Annotated in this window: 8 protein-coding genes; 3 read left to right on the top strand and 5 right to left on the bottom strand. The window is 45.9% G+C overall.

Annotated features, from left to right (window positions below; genetic code table 11):
- The coding region (locus tag HUF13_RS17600) for a class I tRNA ligase family protein (protein ID WP_173475340.1) at positions 1–164 on the bottom strand (164 nt) is incomplete at its 3' end.
- Between the two features lie 788 nt (positions 165–952).
- Between HUF13_RS17600 and HUF13_RS11905 the strand changes: the two genes are divergently transcribed.
- Positions 953–2,347 (top strand): sugar porter family MFS transporter, encoded by a 1,395-nt coding sequence (locus HUF13_RS11905; protein WP_173475339.1) that lies wholly within the window; start codon positions 953–955, stop codon positions 2,345–2,347.
- Positions 2,348–2,644: 297 nt separating this feature from the next.
- On the opposite strand, the gene HUF13_RS11900 is transcribed toward HUF13_RS11905, so the two are convergent.
- Positions 2,645–4,852 carry a glycosyl hydrolase family 8 gene (locus HUF13_RS11900; protein WP_173475338.1) on the bottom strand — a complete coding sequence of 736 codons (2,208 nt, stop codon included), beginning with the start codon at positions 4,850–4,852 and terminating at the stop codon, positions 2,645–2,647.
- Between the two features lie 142 nt (positions 4,853–4,994).
- Positions 4,995–7,181: a response regulator gene (locus HUF13_RS11895; RefSeq protein WP_173475337.1), complete on the bottom strand. Its 2,187-nt coding sequence runs from the start codon at positions 7,179–7,181 to the stop codon at positions 4,995–4,997.
- 287 nt (positions 7,182–7,468) lie between these two features.
- On the opposite strand from HUF13_RS11895, the gene HUF13_RS11890 reads away from it, so the two are divergent.
- Both HUF13_RS11890 and HUF13_RS11885 read left to right on the top strand, forming a co-directional pair.
- Complete coding sequence (locus HUF13_RS11890; RefSeq protein WP_173475336.1) at positions 7,469–9,010, top strand: HD-GYP domain-containing protein; 1,542 nt, start codon at positions 7,469–7,471, stop codon at positions 9,008–9,010.
- Positions 9,011–9,025: 15 nt separating this feature from the next.
- Entirely contained in the window at positions 9,026–9,379 is a 354-nt protein-coding gene (locus HUF13_RS11885) for an Hpt domain-containing protein (RefSeq protein WP_173475335.1), read from the top strand.
- Positions 9,380–9,476: 97 nt separating this feature from the next.
- Here HUF13_RS11885 and HUF13_RS11880 read toward each other — a convergent pair whose 3' ends face one another.
- Together HUF13_RS11880 and HUF13_RS11875 are read right to left on the bottom strand one after the other, a co-directional pair.
- Positions 9,477–11,861 (bottom strand): hybrid sensor histidine kinase/response regulator, encoded by a 2,385-nt coding sequence (locus HUF13_RS11880; RefSeq protein ID WP_173475334.1) that lies wholly within the window; start codon positions 11,859–11,861, stop codon positions 9,477–9,479.
- A gap of 210 nt (positions 11,862–12,071) precedes the next feature.
- On the bottom strand, positions 12,072–13,217 hold the full coding sequence (locus HUF13_RS11875; protein WP_173475333.1) for an acyltransferase: 1,146 nt from the start codon (positions 13,215–13,217) through the stop codon (positions 12,072–12,074).
- Positions 13,218–13,219: the final 2 nt, after the last annotated feature.

Below are 13,219 nucleotides of genomic sequence, written 5' to 3'. Positions count from 1 at the left end.
AGGCCCGTTGCAAACGGAGGGCCATCGTAGAAAGTGTACGGTTCAGTTTCCGGACGGGAGTCCAGCGACTTCTTGAACGATTCATCCTTATCCCACAAGGTAAGAACTCGTTCCTCAATATCAGGGAACGTCTCGTTTTTATCTACTTCGCGAAACAAAGCCATTATAATAACCTCTATAAAATTTACGCGGGAAATTTAGAAAAAGGCGAGAGCCACGGCAATGCAATTTATTGATTTGACATGGCCGAGCCGCATTGAATGCGCTCTGAAAGAGCGCCAATTTAGAAAAAACTGACTAAGAATTCAAAAGGGAAAGCACGCGCTCTTCGATTTGCGGGACAACTTCGCAAGCCGACCTTTGACCACTTAGTGCTTTAGCACTTATGTGGGCATGGCCACCTTTAGGTGGTAGTCGCGGGAGACTGTTTACAGGCTCCCATGACCGAGGCGAAGAAGTTGGCGCTTGCGCAACGTTTCTTCTTTCTTTACTTCACGAAACATGTTTACCTCGATATAGTAGACAGTAGGAAGTAGACAGGGTGTCCGCTTGAACTTCTACCGACCACAAGGCGTTAAATTTTCGGGCGTAAAAATAGAAACTTTTGCGTAAGGCGAGTGAAGCGGGCTTCTTTACAGGCCCATTTCCGAGCCTAGCAAAAGCACTCCGAAGGAACACCATTTAGCAAGCGTCAACAGATACGAAAATTCGCCCCACACTCCAAAATAAATTCACAAATTCTGCAAAAAACTTTCACACTGTAAGAAAATTATATATATCTATTTACAGATAAGACGGGAGCAGTGGTTGCACAACTTTCGACTTATGTAACAAAAGCGTTAGTCCATATTGGAATATCGAGCCTTTTTGTAAAACTTGAATTTACAAAAAGCCGTTTTGTATATTGTACGCAACTTGAATGACAACCAAATTAAAAAAAAGAGGTAGGGACATGTCAACAGAAAATAATTATAACGTCGGACACGTCATTATGGTGACCCTATCCGCCGCCATCGGTGGATTCCTGTTCGGCTTTGACTCATCTGTTATCAACGGTGCCAATGTGGCGCTTAAAGGCTATTTCAACTGCAACGACATGCAGCTTGGGCTTGCAGTTTCTCTCGCTTTGATTGGCGCTGCCGTCGGTGCCTATTTTGCAGGTCGCTTGGCCGATAAATTTGGACGTGTGCGTTGTATGATTGCCGCGTCCATTCTTTTCTTTGTCAGTGCAATCGGTTCTGGCCTTCCGTTCACCATCTACGACTTTATCGCATGGCGTGTCATTGGCGGTGTCGGTATTGGCGTGGCATCCATCATCGCTCCGATTTACATTGCCGAAACTTCTCCGGCACACTTGCGTGGGCGTCTCGGCTCCATGCAGCAGTTCGCCATCGTTATCGGTATCTTCGTAGCTTTGCTTTCGAACTACATCATCGTCCGCATTTCAGGTTCTGCAAGCAACTTGATTATGGGAGTCCATGCATGGAAAGTGATGTTCTGGGTCGAAGCCGTTCCGGCACTCATTTACGGCATCGCCGCTTGGCAGCTCCCGGAATCCCCGCGCTACCTCGTAAGCAAGGGCTTAATGAAAGAAGCCAAAAGCGTTCTTTCCCTTCTTTCGAGATCCAACATTGAAGAAAAAGCTAAAGAAATCCAAGATTCCTTCAAGAACAAAAAACAGGCAAAGCTTTCTGACCTTCTCGAAAAGGTCGCTGGCAAAAAGCGCATCGCTCCAATCGTTTGGGCGGGCCTTGGTCTTGCAGTTCTCCAGCAGTTTGTCGGTATCAACGTCATCTTCTATTACGGTTCCATGCTTTGGCAGAGTGTTGGCTTTGGCGAAAGCGATGCGTTCTTCACCAGCATGATTTCTAGTGCTATCAACCTGACCATGACTATCGCCGCTATTCTCCTTATCGATAAGATTGGTCGTAAACCGCTTTTGCTCATCGGTTCTGCCGGCATGACCGTTACACTTGGCGCTCTCGCCCTCTGCTTTATGTTCGGTTCTGACGCCAGCGGTAATTTGGGCTCCAATAGCGGCATTGTAGCACTCGTTGCAGCAAACCTCTACGTGACCTTCTTCGCTGCAACATGGGGTCCGGTGATGTGGGTGATGCTTGGCGAAATGTTCAACAACCGTATTCGCGCCGTGGCAATCTCTGTTTGCGGTCTCGCCCAGTGGGGTGCAAACTTCCTTGTCAGCTGGTCGTTCCCAGTTCTTGTCGGCGAACACGGTATCGGCATTGGCCCGACCTATTTGATTTACACGTCTTTCGCAGCAATAAGCTTTGTATTCGTCGCTAAACTAGTGCACGAAACCAAGGGCAAGGCGCTCGAATCGATGTAATTCAAATACTCGACTTACAGCAAATCGTCTCGGTTTTCCGGGACGATTTTTTTGTGCTTAAAATTGTATTTCCCCCGTATAAAACTTATTTCACAAAAAAATCCTTTTCGGCCTATGTAACCCCCAGCTTTGTCTATGCAAACGACACTGTTTTTCTGCTAGCCACGGGACACATGTTTGGAATGACAAAATCCGAATTTGACTTCGGATGGTCTGCCCAAATTAATTTTGTGACAGCATAAAAAAAGCCGGGGCGTTGAGCCTCGGCTTTTTTGCAATTCTTAATTCGTAAAGGAATTACTTCACGTTGATGCGGTTCATTTCGGAACCAACGCGAACGATGTAGGAACCTGCATTCGGAACGTTAACAGCCAAGTTGCTGCTCATCAACATACCACCGGCAATAGCCTTGCCCTGCATGTCGTAGACAGCGAACACGCTACCAGCCTTAGCACCGTTGATTTCGAGCTGCATGCCGTTGGCGCGGACACTGAAGCTCGGGATCATAGAAACCTTGTACAAGCCAACGCGTTCCTTGATTTCGATACCCGTGAGCTTGACCGGATCAATAGCGGCCTTGCTTCCATCGAGGAATTCAACAGCCTTGATAGAGATATCGCCAATGCCACCCTTGGCATCCTTGACTTCCCACTTGAAGCCCTTGATGCAGGTGAGAATCTCTTCGCCTAACGGAGCAGCATTTCCGTCAACCCAATCAAGAATAGCGATTTCCTTGCCATCACCCAAACCCTTGAAGCCGTATTCATACGGAGTCATGTCATAAGTAACAGCCTCATAATCGGAGGTATTGTCAACATAGACACCCGGTTCAGAACCGGCACCAGCGTTTGGAACCTTTTTCTTTTCATTTTCATCCGTGATGGTATTGAGAACTGCCATGCGGATCGGGCCAGAAGTCTTAGCCGTCACGCGAACATACTTGATACCAAGAGCCTTGAAGTCAACACCGCAGCTACCATCTTCCTTGCATTCGTCCTTCTTGAAGGAAACAGCGATACCAGCAGACGGATACTTGAGCTCGCACTGAGCCGGGCTGTTCTTGCAAACATCAGCCTTTGCCTGAGTCCATTCCGGTTCCGGGCCGATATTCATAGAAGCACGGGCAATGATAGAACCATCATCCAATTTGTAAAGCGGAGAAGAACCAGAATCCGGAATCATCTTGGTACCGATGCCGAGTTTGTCATGGTATGCACCCCAGTTCCAGAGACCAGTAACACCAATAGTCGTATCGCCAAACGCCTGCTGTTCACCAGCGCCTTCCTTGATAGACGGAGCCTTGGACGGATCCGGTGTGAACTTATCAAAACCAGTCAAGTTATAGAGGTTCGGCATGTTACCCGTCACGAGGAGGAGGTAAAGCATGTTCAAGGTAGCCGGATAGTACTTTTCACCTTCGACAGAGCCTTCGCCGCAACCCTGAGCTTTTGAGCAGCTCTTCTTTTCCTTGAGAACCTTGTAAACCGTACCAAGATAAGTCTGAGCCTGTTCACCATCTACAGAAGATGCGGCAAGGCCGAGACCACCGGAGAACGTAGAAGAAACGAAGTTGCGAATATCGGATTCATCCGCCTCATAAGTTTTTTGGCTTTTAACCCAAGCATAACCGGAGTTCACACCACTTGCGGTACGGGTTGTCGGGATAAGCCAGTCAACCACTTTCTTATTGAAAGCCTGAGCCTTGGTATCACCATACCAATAGTAAGCCCATGCCATACGCCACGGAGTACGGGCAGCGTCATCGTAGAAACCGATATCGTTAGAAACGGCTGCGGACGTCAAAATCGGTTCATGAGAATTCCAGTCGCACCAGTCCGGAACAAGACCGGTCTTAGAATTCTGGCAAGCGTTCAAATCGGTATAGGCCTGAGAAATAACACTAGACCAAGAACCACCGGCAACATCCTGGAAAAGCTTGAAGTTGGCAGTCGTTGCATAACTCGGGTTGAAACCATCATTCCACTGGTTACCCGGCTTAATCTTGTTGCTTGCGATATCGTTGGAAGCAATCCAAGAAATGAGATTTTTACCAGCAGTGAGGTAAGAATCGTCATTCCACTGCTTGGAAGCCATCACGAGAGCGAGAGCGGCGTCGAAGTCAGCGTCAGATGCGGTACCAGTACCACCGCTGCAACCGATACGCCAGTTCATACCGCCACCATTAACAGAATTGCCCGTCCAAGTCTTATAAAGATTCTTGAACACATCCTGATCGTCCATGTAGACGGAAATCAACATACCGTAAGCAATAGCTTCAGAAACGGTAGAGCAAGTTCCTTCCGGAGCGAGCACCCAACCATTGCTTGCCTGGTACCAGGCCTGCTTCCACAGCTTATAATGTTCCTTAATCATGTCCGTATCGGCATATTCAATGATCGTGCCGTGCGGATGTTTCATGTTCTGCGGGAACGGATACTGCCCAGCAGAAGCCGTCACTGCAGCGACAGCAGCAACGCCAAACATAACTTTTGCCAAATTCTTCATATGAATTCCTTTAAAAAAAAGATTTCACCCATCCAAGGTAAAAGATAGTTTGAAACTATAAAAAATTTCAACCCTTATTATGTAAAAGGATTGACATAATGCGAGAAATCACAAAAAAGTGTTCTTAAAACGTTCCTGCACACTAAGTTACGTTAACTTTTCTTTGCATTAGAGCGTTCATCGTCTCTAGAACTTTCGCAACCACAAAGGGTTTCGACAAATGATCGTCCATTCCAGCGGCAAGAGATTTCTGACGATCCTCTTCAAAAGCATTTGCGGACAATGCGATAATCGGAATTCTTGTGTCCGGATAAATCTTTCGAATGGCTTTTGTCGCTTCATAGCCATCCATGACCGGCATCTGCACATCCATCAAAATGCAGTCATAAAAATCTGGAGAATGTTCACGAACCCGAGTCACAGCTTCGAGTCCATTTTCAGCCATATCTACAGTCATTTCGGCATCTTGCAAAAAGTCCTGGGCGACTTCCCTATTGAACTCGTTATCCTCAACAAGCAAGACATGCTTGCCCTTCAAAAAATGGTCATCATCGAGCGCGCTATTTTCGCCACGATCTAAAGCGACATCTTTTTCTGTTGCAATCTTGAGCTGCGTACGCACGTGAACAGTCGTTCCAAGTCCAATTTCGCTTTGGATATTGATTTCGGCTCCGATAATATCGGCAAGCCGCTTTACAATGGACATGCCAAGCCCGGTCCCCTGCAACCTACTTTGCGTCGAATTTTGTTCACGCGCAAATTCTTCAAAAATATGCTCCAAAAACGCCTTGGACATACCAAGCCCGTTGTCGCTAATTTCAAAGTCAAACACCGTATAGCCATCCACTTGGCAAGGCAGTTCATCGATGACAAAAACGACACGCCCACCATAAGTCGTAAACTTCTGGGCATTCGATATAATGTTGTACATGATTTGGCGAAGGCTATTCACGTTGACCATGACAAACTTATTCTTAACCGCAGAAAAGTCCCAAATAAACGAAAGATTCTTTTGGGTCATCATGGGGACAAAACTTTCGCAAAGATCAGTCATGCAAGAGGTCAAATTCACCATACGTTCCTTGATCGTCATCTGCCCAGACTCGATTCTAGCCATATCAAGTACTTCTTCAATCAGCTGTAGTAAATAACCTCCCGACATGTGGATTTTTTTCAGAGCATCCTGCACATAGGCGGTGTTTTTGATATGGCGCTCGGCACGATCCGCATAGCCAATAATCGCATTCATCGGAGTGCGGATATCGTGACTCATATTGAGGAGGAATTTAGATTTTGCCTCTTTCGCTTCGGCGGCAAACGCATTGGCTTCGCGCAGTTTATAGGTCAATTCATTTTGTCGAGTTTTCAGCTTACGCCTAAACGAAAGCAACACAAGAGATGCAATCAAGCCAATTCCCAAAAGCACAAAGATCGATCCAAATACAATCGCCACGCGGGAATGCTTATGCAGCAATTCGCCCGAATAATTAGGTATACGGAACCCGGCATACTTTGTCACCTTTGAACGTACGGTCTTTGGAGATAGGGCTAAAACGCCCTTCGTCAAAATGGAAGCGAGTTCACGCGGGGAATTTCTCGGCACAGCAATGCACATTCCATACAGCAAGCTATCGTAACCGGCTAGCACTTGTTCGTGAAGATATTGCGGAGTAAACACCCACGAGTCATCACCGCCATCCATGTTATAGCGGCCATCAAGTACAATCACCGTTTTTCTGGAATCGTCATTAGCAACAAATTCATATTTCAAACCATTATGGAGCGCAATTTCGGCAAAGATGTCTAACAAAATTCCTTTCGGAATACCATTATCGACATAAGCATACGGAAATACAGCATTACGAACAGACACCTTGAGCATGCGGTCTGCACTGCGAAACTCCTGCAAATACTTGCGTTCACGCTCGGTAAGCACAGATACATCCAGCACATCGTCTCCGAAATACTTGCGATACATCTGATTCTTCCAGTTCGGTTCTGTCAAATCCATCTGGTCAATCGCATAGTCAATTTCATCCAGCAACGTCGAATCTGATTTACGAACAACGATATAATCTGAATTTAGCCCTACCGGCAACGAGAAGGCGAACAAGTTTTCCAATTCTTTCGTCTTATTCACGGGCACAACGGCATCAATTTCGCCATTTTCGAGCATGCGCAACATATCGTCACGAGTTCTGTTGCGGAAAACATATTCAAAATTCAAATTGGCATAGCGGGACAGGCGACGGAACAGTTCATAACCATATCCTTCAATTTCACCATTATCGGAAATTTCGTGGTAACCGGAACTAGCGAAAAAGCCCACTTTTATTTTTTGTGGGCCCGCATAGGCATACCCCCCTAGCAACAAAAAAAGCAAAAAAACGAAGATTTTTGCACGCATAAGCAAACATCCTGCCAAATAATCTTACATTTATATTACAAAAACATATACAATTTTAATAAAAAAGGCAATATTGAACATTTTAGCACAGTATTTGGCTTGTGACCTCGAACAATAATTTCGACGAAGTTACATTTTTCTTACGCAAAATATTAAAAATTATATACATTTAATATGCATTGTATTTGGGATTTAAAGGAATCGCGTTTATGGATGAAAAGCGCCCTCTTATACTGATTGTTGATGATGTGGCCATGAACAGAGCCCTGTTATCCGATATACTCGGCAATAAATACGATATCATAGAAGCCCAAAACGGAAACGAAGCACTCCTTTTGCTCAGGGAAAAAACCTCCGAAATTTCGCTTGTACTTCTCGACATGGTGATGCCCGAAAAAGACGGTATAGAAGTGCTTACCATCATGAACAAAAATGGCTGGATTAACGAAATACCGGTCATCATGATTTCTGCGGAAACGGCACATTCGCTCGTAGAAGGCGCATACATGCTCGGCGTTACGGATTTTATCGGGCGACCGTTCGACGAAATGGTGCTCAAGAACCGAGTGAACAACACGATTCGCCTTTACAAAAAACAAAAGAGCCTTTCGGACCTCGTCTTAAACCAGATTTATGAAAAAACGCGCAACAACAGCATGATGGTGACTATGCTTAGCCATATCGTGGAATTCCGCAATGGCGAAAGCGGGATGCACGTACTGCACATCAATACGATTACCGAAATGCTTTTGCGCGAACTTTTGCGCCGGTGCAAAAGATACAATATCACAAAATACAATATCAACAAGAACGATATCGGCGTTATCTGCACGGCCTCGTCCATGCACGATATCGGGAAAATCACGATTCCAGATGAAATTTTGAACAAGCCCGGCAAGCTTACGAAAGAAGAATTCGAAATCATGAAGGAGCATACCATAAACTGCGCCCAGATGCTCAACGCAGTTCCGGTCGGAAAAGACGAGCCCTTGATGAAGTACGCCTACGAAATTTGTCGTTGGCACCATGAACGCTGGGACGGCAATGGATACCCCGATGGGCTCAAAGGGGATGAAATTCCTATAACGGCCCAAATTGTGTCTATCGCGGACGTGTACGACGCGCTTACAAGCGAACGCTGCTACAAGAAAGCTTTCACGCACGAAAAGGCGCTCGAGATGATCCACAACAACGAATGCGGCGTATTCAACCCGCTTTTGATAGAATGCTTCGACGCCATCGCCGACAAGCTCGTGATTTCATTACAGGCGTTCGATTGGAGCAAGCAGGCAGACAAGGACTTCTTCTACATCGCTGACGCCATGATGAACCACAGCAAACACCCCATTTACAATCAGGTGTTCAGGCAGTTTATCGACGAGCGTAAAAAGTCTCATTTCTTTGAATCCATGTTGAACGGGATTCTCTTTGAATACTCCTATACGCCAGGCGTCATGAAACTTTCTTCAAAAGCATCCCAAAAATTGGGGTTGCCAAGAACTATTATTGACGATTATAGACCTAACGATAAAGAACAAAGCAAAGCGGCTATCGAAAATCTGGAAAAAATCAAAAAGATTTTAAGGCGCCATACCGCGCCAAAAGAAAAGCCTACTTTAATCAAGCAGGCATTCAACATTGACGGAAAGAGCACTCCTTGCAATGTCAAGGTCCTTCAGATTTGGACCAAAGGCCAAAACGAAGTTCCCGTGCTCACGTCGATGTATGGACATATTGATGTATTACAATAAAAAAGGATGTTTGTTATGACTCTCTCTGAATTTTATAGCTCTATCGACGAATCATTAGACGAAGTACTTGAAAGACTCCGCATGGAATCCCGTGTCGTGAAATATTTGAAGCTGTTCCTCAGCGACCCAAGCTTAACCGAGCTTAAGAACGCCTTTGCGAGCAATGATTCGCAAACGGCATTCCGTGCAGCCCATACGCTTAAGGGCGTGGCAGCAAACCTCGGTTTGAACAAGCTTTCAACATCGAGCAGTGAGCTTACCGAAGATTTGCGACCAGGTGCATTTACGGCTAATTCGCCCGCGCTTTTAGAAAAGGTGGAATTGGATTACAAAGCCGCCGTGGAAGGGATTAAGCAGCTGGACGGGTAGTGAGTAGTAGGAAGTAGACAGTAGGAAGTAGACAGTAGACAGTGGTTAGTGATTAGTGATTAGTGATTAGTGGTTAGTGGCTAGTGGCTGTCGGTTCTTATTTCCTCAAGAATTTCTTCAATGCGTCTTCGAGTTGAGCGATGACGATGGGCTTTGCCAAGTGTCCGTCCATTCCCGCATCAACAGACTTGCTACGATCCTCGTCAAACGCATTGGCCGAAAGTGCAATAATTGGGATTCGCTTATCCGGGAACATTTTACGGATAATTCGTGTCGCCTCGAAGCCATCCATTACCGGCATCTGGATATCCATCAAAATGCAATCGTAGTAATCGGCGCCCACTTCTTTTAAGCGCTCAACGGCAACGGAACCGTCTTCAGCCGAATCGACAACAATGCCAGCGCTTTCAAGAACATCTCTCGAAATTTCGAGATTCAATTCATTGTCTTCGACAACGAGGACTCTGAACCCTTCAAACGAAATGATTTCGCGTTCAGAATGCACAAAGCGAACCTGCTCTACCGCTTCTGGATTTTCTTGAATACGCAAGGGGATGCAAATCGTAAACTTGGAACCTTCACCCACCTTGCTTTCTACATTAATAGAGCCTTCCATCATATCGACAATGCGCTTGGTGATGGCAAGGCCAAGGCCTGTTCCCTGCTGCTTACTGACCGTAGATGTTCTTTCACGGGAAAATTCATCAAAGAGGTGTTGCAAGTATTCCGGGCTCATACCGATTCCAGTATCCTGGATAATGAATTGGTACATCCCGTACCCTTCGCGGTCTGAAGGAATTTCGCTAATGTCAACGAGAACAGAGCCTCCCGATGGCGTGTATTTTACAGCATTAGAAACGACGTTGATAACCACCTGATTCATGCGCAAGAAATCCACATAGACATAGCGGTTCTTGACGTCATGACGCACAAATTCAAATCGGACATTTTTCTTTTCGGCAAGCGACGTCAGCATGGGAACGATGTCATCACCGTTTTCATCCAAATTAACCGGGTTCAAATCCAGCTCGACCTTACCGCTTTCAATGCGCGACATGTCCAAAACGTCATTAATCAGAGACAAAAGATGTTCACTCGAAAGCTTAGATTTACTCAAGCAATCAAGCGCCTTTGCCTTGTCGTCGATATTTTTCACCGCCATGTCGGTAAAGCCAATCATCGCATTGAGCGGTGTGCGGATATCATGCGACATGTTAAAGAGGAACGCACTCTTTGCCTTGTTTGCCAGTTCCGCTTTTTCGAGACTCGCCATTTCACGTTTTGTTTCGGCATCGACACTATGGAAACCCGCAATCACGTGATTCTTGGAATTTTCATCTTTTACGAACTTGATTTGGTAGTAAATATCTTCGCCATCGATTTGCAATCTGAAATTGACGAAATACATGTGCTCGCGCTCGACCATTTCGAGAACTTTTGCAGGTTCCGTTGCCGCACAGAACGCTTCGCGGTCGCTAGGGTGCACAACCGTATTGACGAGGAGTTCCAGACGCTTCCCAAAATTATCAATTTTAGACCAACCCGGCACAAATTTTTCGAACACTGGATCAAAGCGATAATGCGCTTCGGAAAGCGTATCGTAATCGACGTAGACCACGCAACCAAAGTCATCGGACAAACCCGAAATCACAGCCATGTCTCGAACGGCAATAGCCTTGCGTTCGGCCTTGGCGGTTTCTTCTTCGTCTACGTTTTCAAGAGTCACCACAATATGGCTATCGGAATCGGGAGTTTTCGCAGCCTTTAAACGGTAATACACCAACCGATTATCAGTGAAAAAACGGAAAGCAACAGACACGGCGCGATCTTTTTCCAGGCCGCTCAAGAGTTTTTCTTTATTGACAAAATCCTTGACAGCATCCCAATCGTCCCGATAAACCACTTTTTCTAATGCTTGTTCAAATCCCTGAAAAAAATTGTTGCACGTTTTGACATCAAGATTTTTCACAACCCCTTGGGCGTTAAATTCGATAAAAGAATTATCATTCGTATCGACATAGTATATGTTATCGAAGCCATCACCAAGCGTATTTGCAATATCGGAATACTGAGCCAGTTCACGCAAGTGCATCTTGAACTCAATCTGGTCGGTAACATCCTCAGAACACCCTTCTAGCCGTACACCGCGTGTGTATTCTTTATTTCGGCCACCGTGACTTCTGAGGTAGATAATCCCACGCGTCTCATGGTTCCATGCGTACTCCAGTTCAGACATTTCACCGCGAGTCATTTGCTCGATAGATTCCGCAAACGCCTCGTAATACGAGAGGTCAATGTTATTGCACCATAAATTGTAAAGATCTTCGGGGAGCGTTTCTTCGGGTAAACCAAGAGTTTGGAGGAATGCTTTGTCTGCGTACAATCTAGGAGGCTTGCCATCGTCAAGTTCGATGGTCCACAAGCCGAGACCTGCACTAGAAAGAATCGCATGCGTCAAGTCTGACGATTCAAGGCAGTCCATGATTTGCAGTTCCTCCGACAAGAATATCCCTTCCAAACAACCATTAGCGGTTGCCCTATAGTATAAAATACACTTATTTTCGAGACTTGTTTTCGGAAAGACGAATATAGACTTGAATTTTTGCTTGTTTAGCCCGCTTCGCTCTTAGAACTTAGTTGGCGGAGCTTAGAATTGCTTAAAGATAACAGAGAATGTTCTAAGTTCTAAGCTCTAAGTTCTAATTGCTTTCTTGCGGCGCCAGACTTTAAATTCCATGTATAGCGTGCTGACGGTGTAAACGAAGATGAGCAAAAGGATGGTATTCTTCGGGCGATTCAGATTGCAAATGCCCCATGCAAACGTAATGATAGGCAGATGGATCAAGTACGGATAGAACGATGCGCGGCCAATTCGGCGCACAAGCGGGATGCAGAAGAACTTTGCCAAGAAGCCCTTGCCCGAAAGGAGACTCACCACGAACATGCCGTAAATGAAAATCGGGAGGCTATGGTGGATAAAGTAATTGTATCCAGGATTAGCATCAGCGCGCATGAGGAAAAGACTCCCATAAAGCGCCAAGAGCAAAAGTGCTTGCGCAATGCCACTCATAAAATCCTTCTTGAGAAAATCGAACACGCCCTCGTTGTAAAGGCGATAGAGCACCATACCGAACAAGTATTCAAAAACGCGCACCGGCGCAAACATGTGGAAGAACCGGTACTTTGCATCGTACCCGTCGAACCAAAGATTGCCGGAATTACCGTAAACAACCGCCCAAAGAATCCCCGGAATAAATACAGCGCCAAACAGCATCCAAAGCGTACGACGGTTCTGCTTAATCAGCCAACGGCTAAACCAAGGCGTAATGGCATAGCAAAGGAAAAAGCTCGTCAAGGACCAAGAAGGTTCATTCAACTTCATGCCTAGATCGGGAGCGATAGACCACGTGAGCGTAAGGTGCATCAAGAGGCTACGCCACGGATGGAACATTTTAGAAAGCCCGGCCGATGCACAATCGCCAATTTCAGAAAGCGCAGGGAAATGCGTATAACCGCTCATCTTGAACACGACGAGCACAAACATCAGAAGCGTCATGAAAAAATGCAACCGGTACAGTTTTGCAATGCGGCCAAACATGAACGGAATCACAGGGATTCTGCGATCAGGGTCGCTATACTTGCTCGCAAAGAGGAACCCTGCCAGCACGTAAAAAATTCCCGCCGCAAATGCCGGAGCCGAAATAATAGGCATCACCCATTTGCAATCGGCCATGTACGTAAGGGCACTAGAACTACCCAAATGAAGCATAACAATATTGAGACTAGCAAGAAGGCGCAGGCCGTCAATAGCGGGAAAATAATTTGCGGATTTCGACATTT

Origin of the sequence: Fibrobacter succinogenes (assembly GCF_902779965.1) — a bacterium.
GTDB lineage: Bacteria > Fibrobacterota > Fibrobacteria > Fibrobacterales > Fibrobacteraceae > Fibrobacter > Fibrobacter succinogenes_F.
Note: the sequence above shows the minus strand (reverse complement) of the source record. Positions and strands in the feature narration are given on the sequence as shown.